Genomic DNA, 26,416 nt, shown 5'->3' with positions numbered 1-26,416 from the left:
CGGGGTTCAGGGTCTGTAACACCCCTCACACTCCCCGCGCCTCGGCTCGCCGTGTCGCTCAGGCGGTCAGGTCGGTCTCCAGCACCAGCTCGAACACCCCGTCCCCGGCGTCCTCGGACAGCAGGTACGCCTGGGCCTCGCCCACGTGGAAGTACATGCCGTGCAGCTCCAGGTCGCCCGCGCGCAGTGCCCGGGACACCGCGTCGTGGGCGCGCAGGTGCTCCAACTGCTGGACCACGTTGGCCAGGCAGAGCTGCTCGGCCGCGTCGGCGGGCAGGCGTCCGGCCAGGCGGGGCCGGGACGTCTCGTCCCCGGACATGCGCTCCAGGCTCGGCCGCCCGTGCCGCAGCCACCGCTTGAGCGGGGTCTGCGCGCCCCCGGGCTCGGCGTTGAGCAGCGCCTGCATGGCCCCGCAACCGGAGTGCCCGCACACCGTGATGGATCGCACCTTCAGGACGTCCACCGCGTACTCGATCGCGGCGGCCACCGAGTCGTCGCCGCTCTCCTCGCCGGGCAGCGGCACGAGATTGCCCACGTTGCGCACGACGAAGAGGTCACCGGGGCCGCTGGAGGTGATCATCGACGTGACCACCCGGGAGTCGGCGCAGGTCAGGAACAGCTGGGAGGGCTGTTGTCCCTCGCGAGCCAGCCGGGCCAGCTCACCGCGCACCAGCGGGGCGGTGTTGCGCTGGAACGCGCTGATGCCACGGGCCAGTTCCCGCCCGCTGGGTCCGTTGGGGCTGCTCGGTCTGCTGGGCGCGTCGGCCGTGCGGGTCCTGCCGGGCGCGTCGCCGGTGCCGGGCGCGTCGAGCTGTCCGTTGGCTCCGTTGGCTCCATTGGCCTCGTTGGTTCCGCGCGGACCGGTCGCCGCGTCGGCGTTCGCGCCGGAGTCGTCCCGCCGGTCCGTGCCGGGCGGGGGCGCCGACTGCGGGGGTGTCGGCCGCGGGGGCTCGCACTGGTGGTTGCGCCAGGGTGTCCAGGGACGGCAGCGGCAGCCGTCCAGGTCGGCCGGCTCGGAGATACGGGTGCCGGGCCGACGGCCGGTGATGTCGACGGAGCCGCCCTGCGCGGTGTGCGTCCGCTGCCAGTCCTGCAACGTCTCGTACGCCGCGTGGTCCATGAACGAACCGTCCAACGCCACGACGGCGTCCGCCCCTTGGGGAACGTGGTGCAGGACCCGGCTGAGCCTCGGCACCGCGAGGAACGTCAACTGGCCCCGGACATGTACGTGATGGACTCCTTCTGTCTCGTCGTGCGTGATCCGGGTGCGGGTCAGGCGGTGCAGGGCGACGCCGACGGCCACGGCGATGCCCAGCGCGACGCCCTCCAGGACCCCGAGGAACACCACGCCGCAGGTGGTGACCGCGTAGACCAGCACCTCACGGTGGCGGGTCACCGTGCGGATGTGGTTCAGCGACACCATCTTGAGGCCGACGGCCATGACCAGGGAGGCGAGCGAGGCGAGCGGGATGAGCTCCAGGGCCGGGACCATCAGCAGTGTGGCGATCACTACGAGAACGCCGTGCAGCATCGTGGAGTTCCGGCTGATGGCGCCCGCGGCCACATTCGCGGAACTGCGCACGGCCACACCGGCGATGGGCAGTCCGCCGAGCGACCCGGAGACGATGTTGGCGGCGCCCTGCCCGAGCAGCTCGCGGTCGAGGTCGGAGCGCTTGACGCGGCCGGTCAGACCGGGCCGGGCGGCGGCCAGTTTGTCCACGGCGACCGCACCGAGCAGGGACTGCACACTGCACACCAGCGTGGTGGTGAGGACGGCCGCGATGAGTCCGAGCACCGGCCCCTCGGGCAGCGAGGCCAAGGCGTGGCTGCTCCAGGACGGCAGGTCGACCTTGGGCAGGCGGAGCCCGGCGAAGGCCGCGACCGCGGTGGCGCCGGCGACGGCGATCAGGGCGGCGGGGAGCTTGCCCAGAAGCCGCCCGGCCCGGCCGGGGAGGCGCGGCCAGAGCAGCAGCAGGGTCAGGGTCAGCACGCTCACCGCCACGTCGGCGGGGCGCAGGTTCGCCAACTGGGCGGGCAGCGCGACCAGGTTGTCGGGCACGGAACTCTGCGGGGTGCCGCCGAGGACGATGTGCAACTGGGCGACGGCGATGGTGACGCCGATGCCGGCGAGCATGCCGTGCACGATGGCGGGGCTGACGGCGAGCGCGGAGCGTGCCACGCGCAGACAGCCGAGGCCCAGCTGGGCGAGACCGGCGAGCACCGTGATGGCACAGGTCGTACGCCATCCGTAGCGCACGATGAGGTCGGCGGTGACCACGGTGAGCCCGGCGGCGGGGCCGCTGACCTGGAGTGGGCAGCCGCCGAGCCGGCCGGCGACGATCCCGCCCACGGCGGCGGCGACGAGGCCGGCCTGGAGGGGGGCGCCGGTGGCGAGGGCGATGCCCAGGGAGAGGGGCAGGGCGATCAGGAAGACGGCGATCGAGGCCGACAGGTCGGCACCGGCGACGCGGAAGCGTCGGGGGCCGCCGGGTGGCGGGCTGTGCGGTGGATGGACGTGTTCGGTACGGGCCGAATCGGCACGGGCGGGGACGCAGGCAGACATGTTTTCCCGTCTCCTCCGGGGCTGCGCGGTCGCGGTCATGGTCGGTCCCCCGCTGGACGGGGGCGGTTCGCGGCCGTGGGTCACGGCGTACAGCGGCGGGATGCCCGAGCGCTCGGTTGTTGCGCTCTGTAAACAGATCGTAATTCAGAGTAAAGAAGAGGCATAGACTTTTCGCGCAAATGGAGTAATGGGCCGCTCAAGCAGGTGAATCGAGCTTTTCATCGGCTTGTCGTACTAATTCCTTCTCGCATTCGTGCCACCTTGACGGCGCTGACGGCACGTCCCGGCTCAGCACCCGACATCGCCCTCGTCGGCGTTGGCCCGAGAGAAGGAAGAAGGTGGGCGGAACATGGCCGCCACCCGCAGGATCGCCGCGCGCACCGCGATCGCCGTCGCGGTCTGCGCCGCGTCGCTCGCCGGTTGCGCGATCGGCAGCGGTAACGGTTCCGGTGAAGGGACGCAGGGTCCGCAGAAGGAGAAGAAGGGGAAAGCGGCGCCGGCGCCCAAGAATGCGGTCCGGCTCATCGGCGACGGTTCCACCGCGTACACCGGAGCCCAGCCGCACCTGCCCCGCCCCGAGCGCCTCAAGCCCGGCCAGAAGCCCCCGCAGTTCGTGGTGTTCTCCTGGGACGGCGCGGGCGAGGACAGCCAGAGACTGTTCTCCCACTTCCGTGAAGTGGCCAAGGAGAACAACGCGACGATGACGTACTTCCTGAGCGGCGTGTACATGCTGCCGAAGGAGAAGCGGGACCTGTACCGGCCGCCGCAGCACTCCCCGGGCCGCTCCGACATCGGCTTCAACGACGAGCAGGGCATCGCCGACACCGTCAAGCAGCTGCGGCTGGCGTGGCTGGAGGGCAACGAGATCGGCACCCACTTCAACGGCCACTTCTGCGGACCCGGCGGCGGGGTCGGCGAGTGGTCCGTCGAGGAGTGGAAGGACGAGATCAGCCAGGCCAAGCAGTTCGTGAAGACCTGGAAGACCAACACCGGGGCGAAGAACGCGGCACCCCTGCCCTTCGACTACGACAAGGAGCTGATCGGCGCCCGCACCCCGTGCCTGGAGGGCCAGAAGAACTTCGTGCGGGCCGCCGCCGAGATGGGCTTCCGCTACGACAGCAGCGGCGTGAACAACCAGGTCTGGCCGAAGAAGAAACAGGAGTTGTGGGACCTGTCGATGCAGCTCGTGCCCTTCCCCGGACACACCTTCGAGCAGCTCACCATGGACTACAACTTCATGGTCAACCAGTCGGGCACCACCACCCAGGGCGACCCCGCCAAGCACGAGTTCTGGGGCGACCAGATGCGCGACGGCCTGCTCCAGGGCTTCCAGCGGGCCTACGACGGCAACCGTGCACCTCTGATCATCGGCAACCACTTCGAGTCCTGGAACGGCGGCACCTACATGCGTGCCATCGAGGAGGTCATCGAGGGGGTGTGCACCAAGGACGACGTGCGCTGCGTCTCCTTCCGGCAGCTCGCGGACTGGCTGGACGCCCAGGACCCGAAGGTCCTGAAGAAGCTGCGCACCCTGGACGTCGGTGAGGCCCCGAAGAAGGGCTGGGCGTCCTTCCTCTCGGCCGCCCCCGCACCGGCGCCGAAGGGCGTGCCCGGGGCGCCGGCCGTCAAGCGGTAGCCCAGGCGGCGTGACGGCGAGGGCGCCGTCACGCCGGGGCGACGACTCCCTCGCCGAGGACGAACCCGGGGTCGACCTGCGCCGCCAGGTCGGCCCCGGTGCGCTCGTTGCCCCAGCTGCGGGCGTTCTTCACGTGGAAGTGGACCATCTGGCGCGTGTAGCGCTCCCGGTCGCGCAGCTCGTACGTCGCGTCGACGGCCGTGTGCAGGACGCCGAGCGCACGGCGGTTGGCGTCCTCCAGGAGCTCGAACAGAGGTGGCCGGCCCTTCTCCATGGCGCGCACCCAGTCCGAGTGCCCGACGGTCACCAGCAGGTCGTCGCCCACCTCTTCACGGAGGAAGTCGAGGTCGTCCGGCCCCTGCACCTTGTTGCCGACGACCTTCAGGGCGATGCCGAAGTCGCGGGCGTACTCCTTGTACTGGCGGTAGACGGAAACCCCCTTCCGGGTCGGTTCGGCGACGAGGAACGTGATGTCGAAGCGGGTGAACATGCCGGAGGCGAACGAGTCCGAGCCGGCGGTCATGTCGACCACGACGTACTCGTCACGGCCGTCCACCAAATGGTTCAGGCACAGCTCCACCGCTCCCGTCTTGGAGTGATAGCAGGCGACGCCCAGGTCGGCGTCCGTGAAGGGCCCCGTGACCATCAAACGGACGGCCCCGCCGTCCAGTTCCACCGGCCGGGCGCAGGCGTCGTAGACCGGGTTGTCCTCGCGTACCCGCAGCAGGCGGGAGCCCTCGCCGGGCGGGGTGGTTTTGATCATTTTCTCGGCGGAGGCGATGCGCGGGTTGGTGCCGCGCAGGTAGTCCTTGATCAGCGGGAGGTGCTCGCCCATCGCGGGCAGCCCGGTCGCCTCCGCCTCGTCGAGCCCCAGCGCGGTACCCAGGTGCTGGTTGATGTCGGCGTCGATCGCGACGACGGGTGCCCCGGTGGCGGCGAGATGACGGACGAACAGGGAGGACAGGGTGGTCTTGCCGCTGCCGCCCTTCCCGACGAAAGCAATTTTCATGTTCACCAAGAGTAGTAGCGCGGTAGCTGTAGGTCGCACGAGAGTCCGTGGCTACGTGAAGAAGACCACTCGTTCGTGGGGTGTGGCGCCGGGATGCGTAGGGTCGTACTCATGAGTACGACAGGCGCGACCGCCGATCCGCTCGCGGCCCTGGGCGCACTGCCCGGCGTGGCCGAGTCCGTGGAGTCCGTACGCAAGGCCGTGGACCGGGTCTACGGCCACCGGGTCATGCGGCGCCGCAGCAACGAGATCACCTCCGAGGCGGCCCTGCGCGGCGCCCGGGGCTCGGCGGCGCTGTCCGGGGCGGACTGGGCCCTGGAGGAGGTGCGCAGGCGGACCGATTTCAGTGGCGACGACGAGGCGCGTGCGGTGGGTGCGGCCCTGCGGCTGACCGCCGAGGCGGGCCAGCTGCTGTCCATCTGGCGGCAGTCCCCGCTGCGGGTGCTGGCCCGGCTGCACCTGGTGGCGGCCGCGGACAAGGCCGACCAGGTGGGACGGCCCCGCCAGGCGGGCGAGCCGGTGGACGAACCGCTCGTGGAGCTGCCGCTGCCCGGCGCCGAGGAGGCGCACGGCCGCCTGGACGGCCTGGCCGCGCTGGTCATGGCGGGCGGGTCCGCGCCGGCGCTGGTGACGGCGGCCGTCGTGCACGGCGAACTCATGGCGCTGCGTCCCTTCACGACGCACAACGGCCTGGTCGCGCGCGCGGCCGAGCGCATCGTTCTGATCAACAGCGGTCTGGACCCGAAGTCGGTCTGCCCGGCCGAGGTCGGCCACGCAGAGCTGGGACGCGCGGCCTACTTGGCGGCGCTCGACGGCTACGTCTCCGGAACGCCGGAGGGCATGGCCGCCTGGATCGCCCACTGCGGCAGGGCGGTCGAACTGGGCGCGCGCGAGTCGACGGCGGTGTGCGAGGCGCTCCAGCGCGGGGCGGCGTAGGCGAGGACGCGACAGAGGCGGTCGGGAGGGGCGGTCGGGAGGCGCTCAAGAAGCGCACGAGAGCCGTACGAGAGGCACGCGAGACGGAAAAATGCGGCGGTACGACTGCTCGTACCGCCGCTGGCACGACCACCGGGATACCAGGCGTCCTCGATGTGTTGCCCATCAGGTCGGGAGCTTTGCCCGTCACCTGGTGCGGCTGGCCCGTAATCGACGGGTCGACGTCGCGTGGGTGCCCGATGTTCATGCTCGGTCCGTGGGGCCAAATGCGTTCTTAAGGTGATCCTTTCGGATGTCCCTGGTCTCGCGGGCCGTTGACTCCTTTGTACTCCTGCCCCGAAGCAAGCGGAAGTGCCGACCGCACTTCTTTACTTTTGCGCTCATACGCGGGTGAAAGGGTGGATCCGGTTCAGCGGTTCAGGCCGCTGCGGACCGCCGTCGGCTCGCGTACCAGACGAGGCCTGCGGTGGCCGCGGCGGCGCCTATCGCGGCGGCTGCGACGAGCGCCGGACGCGGGGGCACCGAGAAACCACGGATCCGTTGCTTGAGCCGCACCGGACGGTGGAAATCGAGAATCGGCCACTCGCGCGCGAGAGCCTCGCGGCGCAGAGCCCGGTCCGGGTTCACCGCGTGGGGATGTCCGACGGACTCCAGCATCGGCAGGTCGGTCGCCGAGTCGCTGTAGGCGTAGCAGCGGGCCAGGTCGTACCCCTCGGACTTGGCCAGCTCCTGGATCGCCTCCGCCTTGGTCGGGCCGTACGCGTAGTACTCCACCTCTCCCGTGAAACAGCCGTCGTCGCCCACGATCATGCGGGTCGCCACCACCCGGTCCGCGCCGAGCAGCTCACCGATCGGCTCGACGACCTCGGCGCCCGACGTGGAGACGATCACGACGTCGCGGCCGGCGGTGTGGTGCTCCTCGATCAGGGAGGCGGCCTCGTCGTAGATGATCGGGTCGATCAGGTCGTGCAGGGTCTCGGCGACGAGTTCCTTGACCAACTGGACGTTCCAGCCGCGGCACAGCGCGGAGAGATACTCGCGCATCCGCTCCATCTGGTCGTGGTCGGCTCCGCCCGCGAGGAAGACGAACTGGGCATATGCGGTACGCAACACTGCCCTGCGGTTGATCAGCCCGCCTTGGTAGAACGACTTGCTGAACGTGAGCGTGCTCGACTTCGCAATGACCGTCTTGTCCAGGTCAAAGAAGGCGGCTGTGCGGGGCAAGGAGTGCCGCAAGGAGTGGGGCAAGGAGTGGTTTTCCACGACCCCGAGCATAGGCGCAGCCCATTCGGCGTAAGGTGGGGCGCGTGGGTTTGCCTGAGATGGCTCTCGGGTACACCATGGAAGTCACGGATCGTTCGCGACCGTGCTAACCCGGTCCGACTCCTCCCCCCCCGAGTCGGCCGTGGAGACGACCCCCGCTCTCCCCCCCGGCGGGGGTCGTCGCATGTCCGGGTGGGTTTTTCCTCACTTCCAGCCCCCGGTTTCGGGGTGTGGTGGCGCGGATGCGCGTGACATGTCATGTGCATGGTCTGCTACGCACGGTAGTCGTCGGACTGCTCTGCGGGAGTCGTACACGGGGTGGGGCGGTGTGCGTCGGGCTCACCGGTTTGAGTGACGCGATATTCACAATCGTTGAGTTGTCCACAGTTTTTGACCAAGATCCACACGATTTTCCGGATCGCTGCACCGTGATTCCCATGCGTCCGGGCCGCACCGACTTCCACGGCCGGTTCCGTTTGCCGGATGCGTATGGCGGGTTCGACCGGTGTTCAAGCCGACGCGCAAGTCGGTGTCCAAGTCGGGTGTTCACGTCGGCCGTTCACGTGGGGACCGTTTGCCGGTTCTTCACACGGTTGGGAATCGCGGGGCCGCAAGGGCTGCGCGAGGTCACAGAAGTCGGACGCGACCGCGGGAGTCGCGGCGAAGGGGGAGACAAGCCATGACCGGAACCATCACCCAGGATCCGCCGCCCGCCGCCGGAGGGCGGCAGAGCGGACCATTGATCGTCACCGAGGACAACGAACTCCTCGACGACCTGCTGCGCCTGTGCGCGGCGGCCGGCGCCACGCCCGAAGTGCACCACTCGGTGCCCGCGGCGCCCTCTGCCTCCGCACTGCGGGGTGGCTGGGAAACCGCGCCGCTCGTGCTCGTCGGCGACGACGCCGCGCGACGTGTACGCGGGGCCGTACGGAGACGAGGAGTGGTCCTCGTGGGCCGTGACCAGGACGACTCGGGGGTCTGGCAGCGGGCCGTCGAGATCGGCGCCGACCACGTCCTGATGCTGCCCGACGGCGAGCAGTGGCTGGTCGACCGCATCGCCGACGTCGCCGAGGGAGTCGGCCGGCCCGCTCTCACCGTCGGCGTCATCGGCGGCCGAGGCGGCGCCGGAGCGTCCACGCTGGCCTGCGCACTCGCCGTCAGCTCCGCACGAGAGGGGCTGCGCAGCCTTCTGGTGGACGCCGACCCGCTGGGCGGCGGACTCGACGTGCTCCTCGGCGGTGAGACGGCCGAGGGGCTCAGGTGGCCCGCGTTCGCGGCCTCGCGGGGGCGGGTCGGCGGCGGCGCCCTGGAGGAGTCGCTGCCCGAGCTGCACTCGCTGCGGGTGCTCAGCTGGGACCGGGGGGACCGCGTCACGGTGCCGCCCCAGGCCGTACGGGCGGTGCTCGCGGCGGCCAGGCGCCGCGGCGGCACGGTCGTCGTCGACTTGCCGCGCCGGATCGACGACGGCGTCGCCGAGGTCCTCGCCCAACTCGACGTCGGCCTCCTCGTCGTCCCGGCCGAACTGCGGGCCGTCGCGGCGGCCGGCCGGGTGGCCGCCGCGGTCGGCATGGTCCTGCGCGACCTCCGGGTCGCGGTGCGCGGGCCGTACGGCTCCGGACTCGACGACCGCGAGGTGGCCCGGCTGCTCGGGCTGCCCCTGGCCGGCGAGGTGCCCGTCGAGTCCGGGCTCCTGCGCGCCACCGAGAGCAGGCGTCCCCCGGGCGCGTCCGCACGCGGGCCGCTCGCGCGCTTCTGCCGGGAGTTCTGGGAGCGGGCGCTGGTGGAGACGGGAGGGACGCATGAGGGCGCTGACGGGCTCTGAGAGGGCGACTGGTGGCGTGTGGGGCGACGGGGCGAGTGGCGAGAGGCGGGTAGTGGTGGGGGCGGGGGTTTCTGGCGGGGTGCCGGGCGCGGGGTTCGCGGGGCGGGCCTCCGGGGGGTTTGCCGGGCGGGCCTCCGGGCTGTCTGCGGGGCGGGCGCCCGAGGGGCGGTCCGTGGGAGATGGCCGGGGCGGCCGGTCTTCCGGGACTCCCGCGGAGTCGGCTGCGCGGATGGTCCCGGGCTGGGCTACCCGGACGTCTCCTGGAGGGGCTTCCGCTGGGCCCGCGGGGTCGGCCGTTGGACGGTTCCGGCTCCCGGGGGCGGCCTCCGGGCGGACGCCGACGGCGACTTGCGGAAGGGGCCCGGGCCCGGCTGCCGGGATGCTGGACGGCGTCCGGCGGTGGCTTGCCGAGAGCGGGGCGGAACCGACGCCCGCGCGTGTGGCGCAGGCCCTGCGGGAGCAGGGGCGGGTGCTCGGGGACGCCGAGATCCTCGGCGCCGCCGAGCAGCTGAGGTCGGAACTCGTCGGCAGCGGGCCACTGGAACCGCTGCTCGCCGACCCGTCGGTGACCGACGTACTGGTCTCCGCCCCGGATCGGGTCTGGGTGGACCGGGGCGGCGGCCTCGAACTGACGACGGTCTCCTTCCCGGACGCCGGTGCGGTACGGCGGCTCGCGCAGCGCCTCGCCACGGTCGCGGGGCGTCGGCTGGACGACGCCCGGCCGTGGGTGGACGCCCGGCTGCCCGACGGCACCCGGCTGCACGCGGTACTCCCTCCGGTCGCCGTCGGCTGCACGTGTCTGTCCCTACGGGTGGTGCGGCCGCGCGCCTTCACCCTCGACGAACTCGCGGCGGCCGGCACCGTGCCGCCCGGCGGTGACCGCGTACTGCGCGCGCTGCTGGGAGCACGGCTGTCCTTCCTCGTCAGCGGTGGCACCGGCAGCGGCAAGACGACACTGCTGAGCGCGCTGCTCGGGCTCGTCGGACCGGACGAGCGCATCGTGCTCGCCGAGGACTCGGCGGAGCTGCGGCCGGACCATCCGCACGTCGTCCGCCTGGAGACGAGACCCGCCAACCAGGAGGCCGCGGGCCTGGTGACCCTGGAGGACCTGGTGCGGCAGGCGCTGCGCATGCGACCGGACCGGCTGGTCGTCGGCGAGGTGCGAGGACCAGAAGTGGTCCATCTGCTCGCGGCGTTGAACACCGGCCACGAGGGCGGCTGCGGGACGGTACACGCCAACGCCGCCGCCGACGTACCGGCCCGGCTGGAGGCGCTCGGCACGGCCGCGGGCCTCGACCGGGCGGCCCTGCACAGCCAGCTCGCGGCTGCCCTCTCGGTCGTCCTGCACTTGGTACGGGACAGGGCTGGACGGCGCCGGATCGCCGAGGTGCACGTACTGGAGCGCGACCCGTCGGGGCTGGTGCGGACGGTGCCGGCGCTGCGGTGGGGAGCGGAGGCCTTCGTGGCCGAGCGCGGGTGGGAGCGGCTGCGGGAGCTGCTCAGCGGTGACGGGCTCGACATGCGAGCCGCTGGACGGGAGGCGTACAGGTGACGGGGACGGTTGAGCTGTCGACGGGCGTTGCCCTGGTGTGTCTGGGGGCGGCGGCCTGGGCGGCCGGGAGCGGGTGGCACTCCGGGGCCCGGCGCGCGCGGCTGATGCTCGCCGACGGCGTGGCGGTCGGCACCGGGCCACCCACACTGCGCCGGGCGACGGACGGGCTGCGGCGAGTCCGTGGCCGGTTGCGGCCCGAGTGGTGGTCGTTCGCGGCCGGGCTGCTGCTGGCGGTGCTGGGCAACTCGGTGCTGCCGGTCGTCGCGGGGGCGGCCGGGGTGCCGGTGCTGCGGCGGACGCGGCTGGCCGGCCGGGCACGGCGGGCCCGGGAACGCCTGCGGGACGGGGTGATCGCGTTGTGCGGGGCGCTCGCCGGGGAGGTGCGCGCGGGGCGGCAGCCGGGCGAGGCGTTGTTGTGTGCCGCCCACGACTCCGGAGGGCTCGGTGAAGCACAGGCGGCGGTGCTGGCGGCGGCCCGGTTCGGCGGGGACGTCCCGGGGGCGCTCGCGGCGGCGGCGCGGCAGCCGGGCGCCGAGGGGCTGCGAGGGCTGGCGGCGTGCTGGCGGGTCGCCGTGGACCAGGGTGCCGGGCTGGCGGCCGGGCTCGACCGGCTGGAAGGCGCACTGCGTGCCGAACGGGACCAGCGCTCCGACCTGCGAGCCCAGTTGGCGGGCGCTCGCGCCACGGCGGTGATGCTCGCCGGCCTGCCGGCCCTGGGCCTCCTGCTCGGCTTCGCCCTCGGTGCCGACCCGCTGCACGTGCTGCTGCACACCGGACCCGGGCTGGGCTGTCTGCTGGCCGGCGGGGTTCTGGAGGGCCTGGGCGTGTGGTGGGTGACGCGGATCGTGCGTGCGGCGGAGGCGGTGTCGTGAACGGCGAGGTTGTCCACAGGCTGGGGGCAGTGGTGGGGACGGTGCTGGTGGCCGGATGGCTGGCGCGCGCGGTCGGGGCCGCGCGCCGGGAGCGGAAGGTACGCGGACGGCTCACCGCACTGCTGACCCCGCGACCGGCCCGCGCCGTCCCACGACGCGTCGAGGTGCTGGGCGCCGTGCGCGGATGCCTGCCGCTGGTGGGCACGGTGGGCGCCGGCTGGGCCCTGGTCGGGGGTGGAGCCGGAGTCGTGGTGGGGCTCCTGGGCGCGGCGGCGCTGTGGCGATGGCGCTCCCGACGGGCAGCCTCCGGTACGGCCGCTGCGGAGACCGTTGCCGCGGAAGCCGCCCGCCAGATGCCGTTGGCGGCCGATCTGCTGGCCGCGTGCATCGCGGCGGGCGCCGGACCGGTGGCCGCGGCACAGGCGGTGGGCGACGCTCTCGGCGGGCCCGTCGGAGACGCGTTGGGCCGCGGCGCCGCCGAGGTCAGGCTCGGTGGTGAACCGGGCGGTTCCTGGCGGGACTTGGCCGCGATTCCGGGCGCGGGTCCGCTGGCGCGGCTGCTGGAACGGGCCGACGTGTCCGGCCTGCCCGCGGCCGGTCCGGTCGCCCGGCTCGCCGCCCGGGCCCGTGCCGACTGGGGCCGCGCCACGACCGCCCGGGCCCGCCGGGCGGCCGTCATGGTCACCGCGCCGGTGGGGCTGTGCTTCCTGCCCGCGTTCATCGCGGTGGGCGTACTGCCGGTGGTGATCGGGCTCGCGAGCGGGGCGCTGGGAGACGGAGGAGGTGGCGGCTGACGGAACGGCGAGGGCGGGCGGGCGCCGGGCCCGCGAGTGAGTCGACCGACGACGGACGAGCAAGTGGCAACGGGAACGGACCTTACGGGGGTTGCGATGTATCAGGCGGTACGGGCACGGCTGAGTGCCCTGGTGTGCGGAGCAGTACGGGTGGCGCGGCGGGACGCCGGGATGGTCACTTCGGAGTACGCGATGGGGATCGTCGCGGCGGTGGCGTTCGCCGTGGTCCTCTACAAGGTGGTGACGAGCGGCGCGGTCAGCGCGGAGCTGCAGGGCATCGTGAAGCAGGCACTCGATGCGCGGATGTGAGCGGGCAGCGAGGGCGGGAGCCCGCAGAGGCCTCGCCGGTCACTCCGACAGGGGCTTCGTGACGGCGGAGACGGCCGTGGTGCTGCCGGTGCTGGTGGTGTTCGCGATGGCGCTGGTGTACGGGCTGCTCGTGGTGGCCGCTCAGATCCAGTGCGTGGACGCGGCTCGGACGGGCGCCCGCGCGGCGGCCCGTCAGGATCCGGCCGACGCGGTCGTCGAGGTCACGAGAGAGGCGGCGCCGCGCGGGGCGCGGGTCACGGTCAGCCGGGAGGCGGGCCAGGTCCGCGTGACCGTGGTGGCCGAGCCACCGGCGTGGCACGGGCTGCCCTTCGAGGTCCGGGAGGAGGCCGTGGCTTCGGTGGAGCAGACGGCGGGGGCGGGGCCATGAGGGACGGTGTCCTGCTCCGGTCGGAGACCGGCCGATGCGTTGGCGCTGGCGCTGGCGCTGGCGCGGGCGTTGGGTCCGGCGTGGGCTCGGCCACTGGCTTTGGCTGGGACACGGGGGCGGGCTCTGCCACCGAACCCGGATCCGGATCAGGCTCTGCCTCGGACACTGCCTCCGGATCCGGCTCTGCCTCGGACACTGCCTCCGGATCCGGGTGTGGTTCCCGCTTCGGAGGCGGCTCCGACAGAGGGTCCGCAACGGTCTGGAGCGTCGGCGCCGTCGCCGTCCTGTGCCTGGTGTTCGGCATCGTGCTGGCTCTGGGCCAGGCCGTCGTGGCCCGGCATCGCGCGGCCGGCGGTGCCGATTTGGCGGCGCTCGCGGCGGCGGACCACTGGGCACGGGGCGGCCCGGCCGCGTGTGCCAGGGCGGACCAGATCGCGCGGGCCCAGGGGGCGCGACTGGTGCGGTGCGTGCTCACCGGTCAGGTCTCGGACGTGACGGCGGCGTCCGGCCGAGGTCCGTTCGCGGCGGAGGTCCGGGCGAGAGCGGGGCCGGTGACGGACGTACCGGGGGCGGGCGTCTTACCGGCGGGTGTCCGTGGGGAGGTCGCCTCACCGGCGGGCGCCCCGGGGGCGGATGCCCTAGGGCGGCTGCCCCGCTGACCGGTGTCCCGGCGACCGGTGTCCCGCCGAGGGAGCACTTGGCCGAGGTGGCGCCTACCCGGCCTCCGTACCCGCCGCCTTCGTACCGGCGGCGGGGCCCGCCTCCGGTCCGGGGCCCGCCTCCGGTCCGGGGCCTGCCTCCGGTCCCGGGTCCACCTCCGGGCCCGGGCCCGCCTCCGGTCCCGGGTCCACCTCCGGTCCCGGGCCCGCCTCCGGTCCGGGGCCCGCCTCCGGTCCCGCGCCCGCCTCCGGTCCGGGGCCTGCCTCCGGTCCGGGGCCCGCCTCCGTGCCCGCGCCCGTCCCCGCTTCCGCGCTTCGTCCCGCCGCTCCCCGCAACAGCACCGTGAGCAGCCGAACGGCCCCCCGCTTGTGCAGCGGATCGTTGCCGTTGCCGCACTTGGGGGACTGGATGCAGGACGGGCAGCCGGCGTCGCACTCGCAGGAGGCGATGGCCTCCCGGGTGGCCGTGAGCCAGTCGCGGGCCGTGTGGAAGGCGCGCTCGGCGAAACCCGCGCCGCCGGGGTGGCCGTCGTAGACGAAGACCGTCGGCAGCAGCGTGTCCGGGTGCAGGGGGACCGATACGCCGCCGATGTCCCAGCGGTCGCAGGTCGCGAACAGGGGCAGCATGCCGATCGAGGCGTGCTCGGCGGCGTGCAGGGCCCCGCCGAGGATCTCGGGGTTGATCCGGGCCGCGTCCAGCTGGTCCTCGGTGACCGTCCACCACACCGCGCGGGTGCGCAGCGTCCGAGGAGGGAGGTCCAGCTTCGTCTCACCCAGGATCTCGCCGGTGATGAGGCGCCGGCGCAGGAAGGAGACCACTTGGTTGGTGACCTCGACGGAGCCGTAGCACAGGCGTCCGTCGCCCCAGGGGACCTCGATGTCGGTCTCCAGGACCGAGATCGCCGTCGTGTCGCGGGCGACCGTCGAGTAGGCGGGAGTGGCCTCCTCGACCAGCGCGACGGAGTCCTCCAGGTCGAGGGAGCGGACGAGATACGTGCGGCCCTGGTGGAGGTGTACGGCGCCCTCGTGGACCGTGGTGTGGGCGGCGCCGGCGTCCACCGTGCCCAGCAGCCGGCCCGTCCCCGCCTCGACGACCTGGACCGGTCGTCCGCCCTCCCCGCGGATGTCGGTGAGGTCTGCGGCCCTCTCCCGGCGCGTCCAGTGCCAGGCCCGCGTCCGGCGGCGCAGCAGCCTGGCCGCCTCCAGTTGGGGAAGCAACTCCTCGCAGGCGGGGCCGAACAGCGTCAGGTCCTCGTCGGTCAGGGGCAGCTCGGCCGCCGCCGCGCACAGGTGGGGGGCGAGGACGTACGGGTTGTCGGGGTCGAGGACCGTGGACTCCACGGGCTGGTCGAACAGGGCCTCGGGGTGGTGGACGAGGTAGGTGTCCAGCGGATCGTCGCGGGCCACCAGTACCGCGAGGGCCCCCTGCCCGGACCGCCCCGCCCGGCCCGCCTGCTGCCACAGTGACGCCCGGGTGCCCGGGTAGCCGGCGATCACGACGGCGTCCAGGCCGGAGATGTCGAGGCCGAGTTCGAGGGCGTTCGTCGCCGCGAGGCCGAGGAGTTCGCCGGAGTGCAGGGCACGTTCCAGGGCGCGGCGCTCCTCGGGGAGGTAGCCGCCGCGGTACGCCGCCACGCGCCGGGGCAGCGAGCGGTCGACCTCGGCCAGACGTTCCTGGGCGATCACCGAGATCAGCTCGGCGCCGCGCCGGGAGCGTACGAAGGTGATCGAACGCATCCCCTGCACGGTGAGGTCGGTGAGCAGATCGGCGGCCTCGGCGGTGGCCGTGCGGCGGACCGGCGCGCCCTTCTCGCCCTCCATCTCGGTCAGCGGCGGTTCCCAGAGGGCGAACACCAGTTCACCGCGCGGTGAGGCGTCGTCGGCGACCTCGACCACCGGCAGGCCGGTGAGCCGGCGGGCCGCCACCGAGGGCTCCGCCGCGGTGGCGGAGGCGAGCAGGAAGACGGGCGACGCGCCGTAGCGGGCACACAGTCGGCGCAATCTGCGCAGCACCTGGGCGACATGGGAGCCGAAGACGCCCCGGTAGGTGTGGCACTCGTCGACGACGACGTATTTCAGCGACTTCAGGAAGGAGGACCAGCGGGGGTGGGACGGCAGGATGCCGCGGTGCAGCATGTCCGGGTTGGTCAGCACGTAGGTGCCGTACTGGCGGATCCACTCGCGTTCCTCGAACGGCGTGTCGCCGTCGTACACGGCGGTCCGTACGGATGTGCCCAGAGGTTGTGAAAGTTCCTTCACGGACCGGCACTGATCGGCGGCCAGCGCCTTGGTCGGAGCCAGGTAGAGGGCGGTGGCGCCACGCCCGTTGGGGGCCTCGGATCCGTCCAGGAGCGTCGACAGCACCGGCACCAGGTACGCCAGGGACTTGCCCGACGCGGTGCCCGTGGCGACGACCACCGAGTCGCCGTCCAGGGCGTGCTCGGCCACGCGTGCCTGGTGGGCCCAGGGGTGTTCGATGCCCGCGGCCCGCACCGCCGCGAGGACCTCCGGGCGAATCCGGTCCGGCCAGACGGCATGACGGCCCGCACGTGGGGGCAAGTGCTCCGTATGAGTGATGCGCGCAGCCCGGCTCGGTCCCGCGGCGAGCCGGTCCAGGAGCATGCCCGGTTCCGGCCTGGAGCCGGGCTCCGCCGGGGGTCGATCGGGTCGGTGATTCTTGGCCATCGGCACCGAGTCTGTCACCGGCGTGACGGACAATGGGACCAAGGCGTCGTGCACGCCTGCCGGTAAGTGATTGAATGCCATCGCGGCTGGCGAACCGTCCTGGGGGCTTCAAGCCGAGGTGTCCCGAGGGACGACCGCTCGATAGCAAGGTGCTGGAGGATCCGTGGACCTGTCCCTGTCGACCCGTACCGTCGGCGATCGTACGGTCGTCGAGGTCGGTGGCGAAATTGACGTATACACCGCGCCCAAGCTGCGTGAGCAGCTGGTCGAGCTCGTGAACGACGGGAGTTTCCACCTCGTCGTCGACATGGAGGGCGTGGACTTCCTCGACTCCACCGGGCTCGGCGTGCTGGTCGGCGGACTGAAGCGGGTGCGTGCCCATGAGGGCTCGCTGCGCCTGGTCTGCAACCAGGAGCGCATTCTCAAGATCTTCCGTATCACCGGCCTCACCAAGGTGTTCCCCATTCACACCTCGGTCGAGGAAGCGGTGGCGGCCACCGACTGACGACCGGTCCCGGGCCCTTGGGCCCGGGACGGCAGTAGAACAAAGTAGAACAAGGGGGGTCCGGGCTGTCGGCGGCCCGGACCCTCGAAAGCACGCCCGTAGTTCTGAGGGGGATGCATGGCCACCGTTGAACTCCGCTTCAGCGCGCTGCCCGAGCATGTCCGCACCGCCCGTCTGGTGGCGGCGGCGGTGGCACGCAGGGCCGGAGTGGACGAGGCCGTCCTCGACGAGGTCAGGCTCGCCGTCGGCGAGGCCTGTACCCGGGCTGTGGGTCTGCATCAGCACGTCGGCATCACGGCGCCGGTCAAGGTGTCGCTGATCGAGGAGGAGAAGCAGTTCTCCATCGAGGTCGGCGACGAGGCGCCGCACGCGGTACCCGGGGCCGGAGACCCGGGCGCCGTCGACGACGTGGAGGCCGAGGAGGACGAGATGGGTCTCGCTGTCATCAGCGGGCTCGTCGACGACGTGGAGGTCACGGCCGGCGAGGACGGCGGACTGATCCGCATGACCTGGCCGACCGCGCCGGCGGTGCTGCCGCCGGTCTGACACCCACTTCGGCCCCCTGAAGTCACCAGTTTCACCTGTTTCACCCGTTTACCCGTTTCACTCGTCTCACCCGCTTCACTCGTCTCACCCGAAGGGCCCTACCTCGTAGGGCCCTTCGTCATGTGCGGAAGTCCAGGTCCGCGCATACAGTGGTGCCGACCGGGCGTTAAGTGAATTAATTCACGATCAGTCGTGCGGTCAATCGTCCGGTCAATCGCGCGGAAAAGGATCACGATGTTAATGCCGGAAGGGCATTACTACTTCTGGGCCCCTTGTGGTTGACAGGCCAATTCCTTTTGTCGTGCACTGTTTTGATCAGGTTCCGGTACCTACAATCCCGTCCACATCTTGAGCTCAGCCCAAGCGTCAAGGAGGACGAATGGCGGAGCTTTCCACCCCTCATCAGTTGGGCGAAACCTCGACCATCGCAGCCGCCGTGCTGACCGACTCGAACCGCGTCCTGGTGGCGGTCGTCGCGGTCGTCGCGCTGGCCGCGCTGGTGCTCGCGGGTGTCCTGGTGCGCCAGGTACTCGCGGCGGGCGAGGGAACCGACAGCATGAAGAAGATCGCGGCGGCCATCCAGGAAGGCGCGAACGCCTATCTGGCCAGGCAGCTTCGCACGCTCGGCGTATTCGCCGTCGTCGTGTTCTTTCTGCTCATGCTGCTGCCCGCGGACGACTGGAATCAACGGGCCGGACGATCGATCTTCTTCCTGATCGGCGCGGCGTTCTCGGCGGCCACCGGCTATATCGGCATGTGGCTCGCCGTGCGCAGCAATGTGCGCGTCGCCGCGGCGGCGCGGGAAGCGACACCGGCCCCCGGCGAACCGGAAAAGGATCTCACCCTCGTCTCGCACAAAGCTACGAAGATCGCATTTCGCACGGGCGGCGTGGTCGGCATGTTCACGGTGGGGCTCGGCCTGCTGGGCGCCTGCTGCGTGGTGCTGGTGTACGCGGCCGACGCGCCGAAGGTGCTGGAGGGCTTCGGCCTCGGTGCCGCGCTGATCGCGATGTTCATGCGGGTCGGCGGCGGCATCTTCACGAAGGCCGCCGACGTCGGCGCCGACCTGGTCGGCAAGGTCGAGCAGGGCATCCCGGAGGACGATCCGCGCAATGCCGCGACCATCGCCGACAACGTGGGCGACAACGTGGGCGACTGCGCGGGCATGGCGGCCGACCTCTTCGAGTCGTACGCCGTGACCCTGGTGGCCGCGCTGATCCTCGGCAAGGTGGCCTTCGGCGACGCGGGACTCGCGTTCCCGCTGCTGGTGCCGGCGATCGGCGTGATCACGGCGATGATCGGCATCTTCGCGGTGGCGCCCCGGCGGTCCGACCGCAGCGGCATGAGCGCGATCAACCGGGGCTTCTTCATCTCCGCGGTGATCTCGCTGGTGCTGGTGGCGGTGGCCGTCTTCGTCTACCTGCCCGGGAAGTACTCGGAGCTGGACGGCGTCACCGACGCGGCGATCGCCGGCCGGGACGGCGACCCGCGGATCCTCGCCCTCGTCGCGGTGGCGATCGGCATCGTGCTCGCCGCCCTGATCCAGCAGCTCACCGGCTACTTCACCGAGACCACCCGACGTCCCGTCAAGGACATCGGCAAGTCCTCGCTCACGGGCCCCGCCACCGTCGTCCTCGCCGGCATCTCGCTCGGTCTCGAATCCGCCGTCTACACCGCCCTGTTGATCGGCCTCGGCGTCTACGGGGCCTTCCTGCTCGGCGGTACGTCGATCATGCTGGCGCTGTTCGCGGTGGCGCTGGCCGGCACCGGCCTGCTCACCACGGTCGGCGTGATCGTCGCCATGGACACCTTCGGGCCGGTCTCCGACAACGCGCAGGGCATCGCCGAGATGTCCGGCGACGTCGAGGGCGCCGGCGCCCAGGTGCTCACCGACCTGGACGCGGTCGGCAACACCACCAAGGCCATCACCAAGGGCATCGCCATCGCCACCGCCGTCCTCGCGGCGGCGGCCCTGTTCGGGTCGTACCGCGACGCCATCACCACCGGCGCGGCGGACGTGGGCGAGAAACTCAGCGGTGAGGGCGCGCCGATGAGCCTGATGATGGACATCTCACAGCCCAACAACCTGGTCGGCCTCATCGCGGGCGCGGCGGTCGTCTTCCTCTTCTCGGGGCTGGCGATCAACGCGGTGTCGCGGTCTGCCGGGGCGGTGGTCTACGAGGTGCGGCGGCAGTTCCGGGAGCGGCCCGGAATCATGGACTACAGCGAGAAACCGGAGTACGGCAAGGTCGTCGACATTTGCACCCGGGACGCCCTGCGGGAACTCGCCACGCCCGGGCTGCTCGCCGTGATGGCGCCCATCTTCATCGGGTTCACGCTCGGCGTGGGAGCGCTCGGAGCGTTCCTGGCGGGCGCGATCGGCGCGGGCACGCTGATGGCGGTGTTCCTCGCCAACTCCGGTGGTTCCTGGGACAACGCCAAGAAACTCGTCGAGGACGGTCACCACGGCGGCAAGGGCAGCGAGGCCCACGCCGCCACCGTCATCGGCGACACCGTCGGCGACCCGTTCAAGGACACCGCCGGTCCGGCGATCAACCCCTTGCTGAAGGTCATGAACCTGGTCGCGCTGCTCATCGCGCCGGCGGTCATCAAGTTCTCCTACGGCGCCGACAAGAGCATCGGCGTACGGGTCGCGATCGCCGTCGTCGCGTTCCTCGTCATCGCCGCGGCGGTCTACGTGTCCAAGCGGCGCGGAATCGCCATGGGGGACGAGGGCGACGGAGACCGGGAGCCCAAGTCGGCCGATCCGGCGGTGGTTTCGTAGGCCCGAGTCGGAGCGTCGCGGAGGCGCGGGTCAAAAAGGTGGGCGGACGGCGCGTGTTGACGCGTCGTCCGCCCGCGTCGTGCGTGCGTGCGCCCCTCACCGTGAGCCTTCTCTCTCTTGGTGCAAATGGCTGCAATACGGTCTTAATGGATGTTCGTCCTGCGAGTGTCCCCCATCCGGCGTGTATGTTCCGGGGCCGAGAGCCATGGAAGGGACCAATCCGGTGAACAAGAAGCTCGCGGCCGCACTGTCCGGCGGTGCGGTACTGGTACTGGCGCTGACGGGATGCGGCAGCAGCGACGACAACGACAAGCTGGACTCCTGGGCGAAGGACGTCTGCGACGCCGTCCAGCCGCAGGCCAAGAAGATCGAGGCGGCCAACGCGGCGATCCAGAAGGAGACCTCGGACAACAGCACGCCGGCCGAGGTCCAGAAGACCGACGCGAAGGCGTTCCAGGACATGTCCGACGCCTACAAGGCGATGGGCAGCGCCGTCCAGAAGGCCGGGGCGCCGGACGTCGACGGCGGTGAGAAGAAGCAGAAGGACGCGGTCACCGAGCTCAACGGCCTTTCCTCGTCGTACGCCTCCCTGAGGAAGCAGGTGGAGGACCTCGACACGAAGGACCAGGCGAAGTTCGCCGACGGCCTCAAGGACATCGCCACCGAGCTGAACAAGCTCAGCAAGAGCGGCAACGACGCGCTGAAGGCCCTGGAGGAGGGCGATGTCGGCCAGGCGATGGCCAAGCAGGAGAGCTGCAAGTCGGCCTCGGTGACGCCGTCGGCCGCGGCCGGCTGACCTCTGCCGCACGGGGGCGGGGCGGGGGCCGCAGGGCCACAATGGGGGTGTGAGTAACACCAGCCTGTCCCCCCTGCCCTCCGCCGACCGCCCCGACGTCACCGCCCGGCTGCGGGATGCCCTGCTCGGGGCCTCCTTCACCGCCGACGGACTGCTGGAGCTGCTCGGCGCCCCCGCCTACGCGGCGCTGTCGCGCAGCGAGACCGTGCCCGCGCTCCGGGCCACCCGCGGCGACACGCCGCTCGAACTGCTCGTACGGCTGTTCCTGCTCCAGCAACCCGTGCCCCGCGCGCGCGTGGCCGACGTCCTGCCCGTCGACGCCTGCCTGGAGAGCGGGTGGCTCGTCCGCGCGGGCGACGACGAGGTGGCGGCCACCGTGGACGTACGGCCGTACGGCGGGCCCGGCGGCGAGGACTGGTTCATCGTCTCCGACCTGGGCTGCGCGGTCGGCGGCGCCGGTGGCATCGGCAACCGCGCGGAGGGCGTCGTCCTCGGCGTCGGCGGCGCGTCCATGACGCTGGCCGGCCTCACGGTCCGTACGCCCGTCTCCGCCGCCCTGGACCTCGGCACCGGCTCCGGCATCCAGGCGCTGCACGCCGCCCGGCACGCCACGCGCGTGACGGCGACCGACCTCAACCCGCGCGCGCTGCACATCACCGCGCTCACGCTCGCCCTCTCCGGGGCCCCGGCCGCGGAACTGCGCGAGGGCTCGCTCTACGAGCCGATCGAGGACGACGAGACGTACGACCTGATCGTCTCGAACCCGCCGTTCGTGATCTCGCCCGGCGCCCGCCTCACCTACCGCGACGGCGGGATGGGCGGGGACGATCTGTGCCGCTCGCTCGTTCAGCAGACGGGGGAGCGCCTGAACGAGGGCGGGTTCGCGCACTTCCTCGCCAACTGGCAGCACGTGGAGGGGGAGGACTGGACGGACCGGCTGCGCTCCTGGGTGCCGCGCGGTTGTGACGCCTGGATCGTGCAGCGCGAGGTGCAGGACGTCACGCAGTACGCCGAGCTGTGGCTCAGGGACGCGGGCGACCATCGCGCCGACGCGGCCGAGTACCAGGCGCGGTACGACGCGTGGCTGGACGAGTTCGAGACGCGCAAGGTCAAGGCCGTCGGTTTCGGCTGGATCACACTGCGCCGGACCGGGTCCGCCGAGCCCTCGATCACCACCGAGGAGTGGCCGCACCCGATCGAGCAGCCGCTCGGCGAGACCGTGCGCGCGCACTTCGACCGCGTCGACTACCTGCGCGCCCACGACGACGCCGCCCTGCTGGAGGCGCATTTCACACTGGCCGGCGAGGTCGTCCAGGAGCAGGTCGGGCTGCCCGGCGCGGAGGACCCGGAGCACGTCGTTCTGCGCCAGAACCGCGGCATGCGCCGGGCCACCCGGGTCGACACGGTCGGCGCCGGTTTCGCGGGCGTCTGCGACGGCACGATGAGCGCGGGCCGCATCCTGGACGCCATCGCCCAGCTGGTGGGCGAGGACCCGGTGGCGCTGCGCGACCGCACGCCCGCCCAGATCCGGCTGCTGGTGGAGCAGGGCTTCCTCGAACCGGCGTAGAGACGCGTCGAACCGGCGTAGAGACGCTTCGAACCGGTGTAGAGACGCGTCGGCGGCCCCGCGGCGCCCGGATCCACCGCCGCACGGGAAGACGGAAAGTACGGGGGCGCCGTACGGAAAGTACGAGGGCGCCGTACGGAAAGAACGAGGGCGCCGTACGGAAAGAACGAGGGCGCCGTACGGGAAGTACAGGGGTGCCGTACGGGAAGAACGAGCCACGGGCAGCGGCACACCGAGTCCGTCGGCTCCCCGTTCACCTCGGGTTCGCCTGCCCGCCGCCCGCGCGTGCCAGCCTCCCGGAGGCTGAACACTCGCGGGTGGCAGAAAAGGGGCACGGGGACCATGGAAAGTGGGCCGGCGATCTTCGCGGGACTGGTGTTCGCCCTGTTCGGGGCCGGTCTGCTGGTGTGGACCGCGACGCGGGTCCGGCACGGCCGCCCCGTCGCGCACGGTGTGAGCCCCGTCGCATCGGCGACCGTCGCGAGCGTCGCCGCCGTGGTCGCGCTGGTCCTCGGGGCATGGTGCCTGACGCACGTGTGAGAGGCCGGTTCCGGACCCCGGCCGCATCCTCGCCCGCGTAACCGGCGGGTCGCGCTCCGGATGCACGCGTCAGGGCCGGTAAACACTCCGGGCGGCAGGAACGGGGTTCGTCGGGTTACCGTTCGAGTGGCCGTTGCGGGCTTTTCCCGTTTGACACGGGGGCGGGAGGTACCGTCACACTCCGCAGCGTCACGACCGAAGCGCAGCACGACCCGACCCCGGGAGCACTGCCTGGGGAGGCCCCAGCGTCGACCGGAGAGAAGAGCGAAGTTGTCCCCGACCAGCGAGACCGCGAACGGCGGCCGTCGACTCGTCATCGTCGAGTCGCCTGCCAAAGCGAAGACGATCAAGGGCTATCTCGGTCCTGGCTACGTCGTCGAGGCGAGCGTCGGGCACATTCGCGACCTTCCCAGCGGGGCGGCGGAGGTGCCGGAGAAGTACACCGGCGAGGTCCGCCGCCTCGGTGTGGACGTCGAACACGACTTCCAGCCCATCTATGTGGTCAACGCCGACAAGAAGGCCCAGGTCAAGAAGCTCAAGGACCTGCTGAAGGACTCCGACGAGCTCTTCCTCGCCACCGATGAGGACCGCGAGGGCGAGGCCATCGCCTGGCACCTCCAGGAAGTCCTCAAGCCGAAGATCCCGGTCAAGCGCATGGTGTTCCACGAGATCACCAAGGACGCGATCCGGGCCGCCGTGGCCAACCCGCGCGAGCTCAACCAGAAGCTCGTCGACGCCCAGGAGACCCGCCGCATCCTCGACCGCCTCTACGGCTACGAGGTCTCGCCGGTCCTGTGGAAGAAGGTCATGCCGAAGCTGTCGGCGGGCCGCGTCCAGTCCGTCGCCACCCGCCTCGTCGTCGAGCGGGAGCGCGAGCGCATCGCGTTCCGCTCCGCCGAGTACTGGGACCTGACGGGCACCTTCGCGACCGGCCGCGCCGGTGACGCGTCGGACCCGTCGTCGCTGGTCGCCCGCCTGCAGACCGTCGACGGCAGGCGCGTCGCCCAGGGCCGCGACTTCGACTCCCTGGGCCGGATCAAGAGCGCGAACACCCTCCACCTCGACGAGGCGAACGCCCGCGCGCTCGCCACCGCGCTGGAGAACACGCGCTTCGCCGTCCGCTCCGTCGAGTCCAAGCCGTACCGCCGCTCGCCGTACGCGCCGTTCCGTACGACGACGCTCCAGCAGGAGGCGAGCCGCAAGCTCGGCTTCGGCGCCAAGGCGACCATGCAGGTCGCCCAGAAGCTGTACGAGAACGGCTACATCACCTACATGCGTACGGACTCGACGACCCTGAGCGACACGGCGGTCACCGCCGCCCGCGCCCAGGTCACGCAGCTGTACGGCGCCGACTACCTGCCCGCCCAGCCGCGGACGTACGCCGGCAAGGTCAAGAACGCGCAGGAGGCGCACGAGGCGATCCGCCCCTCGGGCGACCGTTTCCGTACGCCCGCCGAGACCGGTCTGACCGGTGACCAGTTCAAGCTCTACGAGCTGATCTGGAAGCGGACCGTCGCCTCCCAGATGAAGGACGCGACCGGCAACAGCGTCACCGTGAAGATCGGCGGCGCCGCCTCCGACGGCCGGGACGTCGAGTTCAGCGCCTCCGGCAAGACGATCACCTTCCACGGCTTCCTGAAGGCCTACGTCGAGGGCGCCGACGACCCGAACGCCGAGCTGGACGACCGCGAGCGCCGGCTGCCGCAGGTCGCCGAGGGCGACGCGCTGACGGCCGAGGAGATCACGGTCGACGGCCACGCCACCAAGCCCCCGGCCCGCTACACCGAGGCGTCGCTGGTCAAGGAGCTGGAAGAGCGCGAGATCGGCCGCCCGTCGACGTACGCGTCGATCATCGGCACGATCCTGGACCGCGGCTACGTCTTCAAGAAGGGCACGGCCCTCGTCCCGTCCTTCCTGTCCTTCGCCGTGGTCAACCTCCTGGAGAAGCACTTCGGGCGGCTCGTCGACTACGACTTCACCGCCAAGATGGAGGACGACCTCGACGCCATCGCCCGCGGCGAGGCCCAGGCGGTGCCGTGGCTGCGACGTTTCTACTTCGGTGAGGGCGCCGGAAACGGCGGCGCGGCCGACGCGGGCAACGGCGACGGGGACCACCTCGGCGGCCTCAAGGAGCTGGTGACGGACCTGGGCGCGATCGACGCCCGCGAGGTGTCGTCCTTCCCCGTCGGCAACGACATCGTGCTGCGCGTCGGGCGCTACGGCCCGTACATCGAGCGTGGCGAGAAGGACTCGGAGAACCACCAGCGAGCCGACGTCCCCGAGGACCTGGCGCCGGACGAGCTGTCCGTCGAGCTGGCGGAGGAACTGCTCGCCAAGCCGAGCGGCGACTTCGAGCTGGGCACCGACCCGGCCACCGGCCACGCCATCGTCGCCAAGGACGGCCGCTACGGCCCGTACGTCACCGAGGTGCTCCCCGAGGGCACCCCGAAGACCGGCAAGAACGCCGTGAAGCCGCGTACGGCCTCGCTGTTCAAGTCGATGGCGCTGGACACGGTCACCCTGGACGACGCCCTGAAGCTCATGTCGCTGCCGCGTGTCGTCGGCACCGACGCCGAGGGCGTCGAGATCACCGCGCAGAACGGCCGCTACGGCCCGTACCTGAAGAAGGGCACGGACTCCCGGTCCCTGACGTCCGAGGAGCAGCTCTTCTCGATCACGCTGGAGGAGGCGCTGGCGATCTACGCCCAGCCCAAGCAGCGTGGCCGGGCCGCGGCCAAGCCGCCGCTGAAGGAGCTGGGCACCGACCCGGTCAGCGAGAAGCCGGTCGTGGTCAAGGACGGCCGCTTCGGCGCGTACGTCACCGACGGCGAGACCAACGCGACCCTGCGCTCCGGCGACAGCGTCGAGGAGATCACACCGGAGCGCGGCTACGAGCTGCTCGCCGAGAAGCGCGCCAAGGGGCCTGCCAAGAAGACGGCGAAGAAGGCCGCCGCGAAGAAGGCCCCGGCCAAGAAGGCGACGGCGAAGAAGACCGCGGCCAAGAAGACCACGGCGGCGAAGAAGACCACGGCCAAGACGACGGCCGCGAAGACGACCACGGCCAAGACCGCCACCAAGAAGACGGCCACCAAGAAGGCGACCGCGTCGAAGACTTCGGAGGACTGACCTCCGTTCCTCGACTCCTCGCGAAGCCTCCTGCGCTCTTCGCGGAACGAACGCCCCGGCATC

Annotated in this window: 19 protein-coding genes and 1 pseudogene; 16 read left to right on the top strand and 4 right to left on the bottom strand. The window is 71.6% G+C overall.

Annotated features, from left to right (window positions below; translation table 11 throughout):
• Positions 1 to 58: 58 nt before the first annotated feature.
• Complete coding sequence (locus ACIQ6R_RS34810) at positions 59 to 2,563, bottom strand: SulP family inorganic anion transporter (RefSeq protein ID WP_404225845.1); 2,505 nt, start codon at positions 2,561 to 2,563, stop codon at positions 59 to 61.
• Between the two features lie 349 nt (positions 2,564 to 2,912).
• Between ACIQ6R_RS34810 and ACIQ6R_RS34805 the strand changes: the two genes are divergently transcribed.
• Entirely contained in the window at positions 2,913 to 4,199 is a 1,287-nt protein-coding gene (locus ACIQ6R_RS34805) for a hypothetical protein (protein ID WP_404225843.1), read from the top strand.
• A gap of 28 nt (positions 4,200 to 4,227) precedes the next feature.
• Here the strand turns inward: ACIQ6R_RS34805 and ACIQ6R_RS34800 are convergent, their stop codons facing one another.
• Complete coding sequence (locus ACIQ6R_RS34800; RefSeq protein WP_404225842.1) at positions 4,228 to 5,208, bottom strand: ATP-binding protein; 981 nt, start codon at positions 5,206 to 5,208, stop codon at positions 4,228 to 4,230.
• A gap of 111 nt (positions 5,209 to 5,319) precedes the next feature.
• Between ACIQ6R_RS34800 and ACIQ6R_RS34795 the strand changes: the two genes are divergently transcribed.
• Positions 5,320 to 6,144, top strand: coding sequence for an oxidoreductase (locus tag ACIQ6R_RS34795; RefSeq protein WP_404185983.1), 825 nt, complete (start codon positions 5,320 to 5,322; stop codon positions 6,142 to 6,144).
• A gap of 417 nt (positions 6,145 to 6,561) precedes the next feature.
• Here the strand turns inward: ACIQ6R_RS34795 and ACIQ6R_RS34790 are convergent, their stop codons facing one another.
• Positions 6,562 to 7,419 (bottom strand): HAD family hydrolase, encoded by an 858-nt coding sequence (locus tag ACIQ6R_RS34790; RefSeq protein WP_404185981.1) that lies wholly within the window; start codon positions 7,417 to 7,419, stop codon positions 6,562 to 6,564.
• Between the two features lie 667 nt (positions 7,420 to 8,086).
• On the opposite strand from ACIQ6R_RS34790, the gene ssd reads away from it, so the two are divergent.
• From ssd to ACIQ6R_RS34755, 7 genes and pseudogenes are all read left to right on the top strand, one after another.
• Positions 8,087 to 9,229, top strand: a complete 1,143-nt coding sequence (gene ssd / locus ACIQ6R_RS34785; RefSeq protein ID WP_404225840.1) for a septum site-determining protein Ssd — start codon at positions 8,087 to 8,089, stop codon at positions 9,227 to 9,229.
• A 379-nt stretch (positions 9,230 to 9,608) separates the two neighbouring features.
• Entirely contained in the window at positions 9,609 to 10,781 is a 1,173-nt protein-coding gene (locus ACIQ6R_RS34780; RefSeq protein ID WP_404225838.1) for a TadA family conjugal transfer-associated ATPase, read from the top strand.
• Positions 10,778 to 11,653, top strand: coding sequence for a type II secretion system F family protein (locus ACIQ6R_RS34775; RefSeq protein ID WP_404225836.1), 876 nt, complete (start codon positions 10,778 to 10,780; stop codon positions 11,651 to 11,653). Before ACIQ6R_RS34780 ends, ACIQ6R_RS34775 begins: the two co-directional genes overlap by 4 nt.
• Positions 11,650 to 12,447 carry a type II secretion system F family protein gene (locus tag ACIQ6R_RS34770; protein WP_404225835.1) on the top strand — a complete coding sequence of 266 codons (798 nt, stop codon included), beginning with the start codon at positions 11,650 to 11,652 and terminating at the stop codon, positions 12,445 to 12,447. Before ACIQ6R_RS34775 ends, ACIQ6R_RS34770 begins: the two co-directional genes overlap by 4 nt.
• 96 nt (positions 12,448 to 12,543) lie before the next feature.
• Positions 12,544 to 12,756, top strand: coding sequence for a DUF4244 domain-containing protein (locus ACIQ6R_RS34765; protein WP_404225833.1), 213 nt, complete (start codon positions 12,544 to 12,546; stop codon positions 12,754 to 12,756).
• Entirely contained in the window at positions 12,743 to 13,144 is a 402-nt protein-coding gene (locus ACIQ6R_RS34760; RefSeq protein WP_404185969.1) for a TadE family type IV pilus minor pilin, read from the top strand. Before ACIQ6R_RS34765 ends, ACIQ6R_RS34760 begins: the two co-directional genes overlap by 14 nt.
• 236 nt (positions 13,145 to 13,380) lie before the next feature.
• A pseudogene (locus tag ACIQ6R_RS34755) lies at positions 13,381 to 13,803 on the top strand (Rv3654c family TadE-like protein); the annotation flags it as partial.
• A gap of 54 nt (positions 13,804 to 13,857) precedes the next feature.
• Here the strand turns inward: ACIQ6R_RS34755 and ACIQ6R_RS34750 are convergent.
• The gene (locus ACIQ6R_RS34750; protein WP_404225831.1) at positions 13,858 to 16,569 is read right to left on the bottom strand and encodes a DEAD/DEAH box helicase; all 2,712 of its coding nucleotides are present in this window, start codon (positions 16,567 to 16,569) and stop codon (positions 13,858 to 13,860) included.
• An 82-nt stretch (positions 16,570 to 16,651) separates the two neighbouring features.
• Here ACIQ6R_RS34750 and bldG point away from each other — a divergent pair, with 82 nt between their 5' ends.
• The 7 genes from bldG (at position 16,652) to topA (ending at position 26,353) form a co-directional block, all read left to right on the top strand.
• On the top strand, positions 16,652 to 16,993 hold the full coding sequence (gene bldG / locus ACIQ6R_RS34745; protein WP_003975386.1) for an anti-sigma factor antagonist BldG: 342 nt from the start codon (positions 16,652 to 16,654) through the stop codon (positions 16,991 to 16,993).
• Between the two features lie 117 nt (positions 16,994 to 17,110).
• A complete protein-coding gene (locus ACIQ6R_RS34740) occupies positions 17,111 to 17,539 on the top strand; it encodes an ATP-binding protein (protein ID WP_404185965.1) in 429 nt (142 codons plus the stop codon).
• A gap of 379 nt (positions 17,540 to 17,918) precedes the next feature.
• Entirely contained in the window at positions 17,919 to 20,324 is a 2,406-nt protein-coding gene (locus tag ACIQ6R_RS34735; protein WP_404185963.1) for a sodium-translocating pyrophosphatase, read from the top strand.
• Between the two features lie 205 nt (positions 20,325 to 20,529).
• Positions 20,530 to 21,120, top strand: coding sequence for a small secreted protein (locus ACIQ6R_RS34730; RefSeq protein WP_404185961.1), 591 nt, complete (start codon positions 20,530 to 20,532; stop codon positions 21,118 to 21,120).
• Positions 21,121 to 21,169: 49 nt separating this feature from the next.
• The gene (locus ACIQ6R_RS34725; protein WP_404225829.1) at positions 21,170 to 22,687 is read left to right on the top strand and encodes a methyltransferase; all 1,518 of its coding nucleotides are present in this window, start codon (positions 21,170 to 21,172) and stop codon (positions 22,685 to 22,687) included.
• Between the two features lie 342 nt (positions 22,688 to 23,029).
• Positions 23,030 to 23,227 carry a hypothetical protein gene (locus ACIQ6R_RS34720; protein ID WP_404185957.1) on the top strand — a complete coding sequence of 66 codons (198 nt, stop codon included), beginning with the start codon at positions 23,030 to 23,032 and terminating at the stop codon, positions 23,225 to 23,227.
• 270 nt (positions 23,228 to 23,497) lie between these two features.
• Positions 23,498 to 26,353: a type I DNA topoisomerase gene (gene topA / locus ACIQ6R_RS34715; RefSeq protein ID WP_404225827.1), complete on the top strand. Its 2,856-nt coding sequence runs from the start codon at positions 23,498 to 23,500 to the stop codon at positions 26,351 to 26,353.
• The last annotated feature ends 63 nt before the right edge of the window (positions 26,354 to 26,416 follow it).

Source organism: Streptomyces sp. NPDC096048 (genome assembly GCF_044763415.1).
In the GTDB taxonomy this organism is placed as follows: domain Bacteria; phylum Actinomycetota; class Actinomycetes; order Streptomycetales; family Streptomycetaceae; genus Streptomyces.
The sequence above is the reverse complement of the archived record's forward strand: the minus strand, read 5'-3'. Positions and strand labels throughout refer to the sequence as shown.

What these genes read in the sequence shown, in the direction of transcription:
- ACIQ6R_RS34790 (WP_404185981.1), bottom strand. Translation starts at nt 7,419, where the DNA reads ATGCTCGGGGTCGTGGAAAACCACTCCTTGCCCCACTCCTTGCGGCAC.
- ACIQ6R_RS34730 (WP_404185961.1), top strand. Translation starts at nt 20,530, where the DNA reads ATGGAAGGGACCAATCCGGTGAACAAGAAGCTCGCGGCCGCACTGTCC.
- ACIQ6R_RS34805 (WP_404225843.1), top strand. Translation starts at nt 2,913, where the DNA reads ATGGCCGCCACCCGCAGGATCGCCGCGCGCACCGCGATCGCCGTCGCG.
- ACIQ6R_RS34760 (WP_404185969.1), top strand. Translation starts at nt 12,743, where the DNA reads ATGCGCGGATGTGAGCGGGCAGCGAGGGCGGGAGCCCGCAGAGGCCTC.
- ACIQ6R_RS34720 (WP_404185957.1), top strand. Translation starts at nt 23,030, where the DNA reads ATGGAAAGTGGGCCGGCGATCTTCGCGGGACTGGTGTTCGCCCTGTTC.
- ACIQ6R_RS34765 (WP_404225833.1), top strand. Translation starts at nt 12,544, where the DNA reads ATGTATCAGGCGGTACGGGCACGGCTGAGTGCCCTGGTGTGCGGAGCA.
- ssd (WP_404225840.1), top strand. Translation starts at nt 8,087, where the DNA reads ATGACCGGAACCATCACCCAGGATCCGCCGCCCGCCGCCGGAGGGCGG.
- ACIQ6R_RS34800 (WP_404225842.1), bottom strand. Translation starts at nt 5,208, where the DNA reads ATGAAAATTGCTTTCGTCGGGAAGGGCGGCAGCGGCAAGACCACCCTG.
- ACIQ6R_RS34780 (WP_404225838.1), top strand. Translation starts at nt 9,609, where the DNA reads ATGCTGGACGGCGTCCGGCGGTGGCTTGCCGAGAGCGGGGCGGAACCG.
- ACIQ6R_RS34810 (WP_404225845.1), bottom strand. Translation starts at nt 2,563, where the DNA reads ATGTCTGCCTGCGTCCCCGCCCGTGCCGATTCGGCCCGTACCGAACAC.
- ACIQ6R_RS34735 (WP_404185963.1), top strand. Translation starts at nt 17,919, where the DNA reads ATGGCGGAGCTTTCCACCCCTCATCAGTTGGGCGAAACCTCGACCATC.
- ACIQ6R_RS34740 (WP_404185965.1), top strand. Translation starts at nt 17,111, where the DNA reads ATGGCCACCGTTGAACTCCGCTTCAGCGCGCTGCCCGAGCATGTCCGC.
- ACIQ6R_RS34750 (WP_404225831.1), bottom strand. Translation starts at nt 16,569, where the DNA reads ATGGCATTCAATCACTTACCGGCAGGCGTGCACGACGCCTTGGTCCCA.
- ACIQ6R_RS34795 (WP_404185983.1), top strand. Translation starts at nt 5,320, where the DNA reads ATGAGTACGACAGGCGCGACCGCCGATCCGCTCGCGGCCCTGGGCGCA.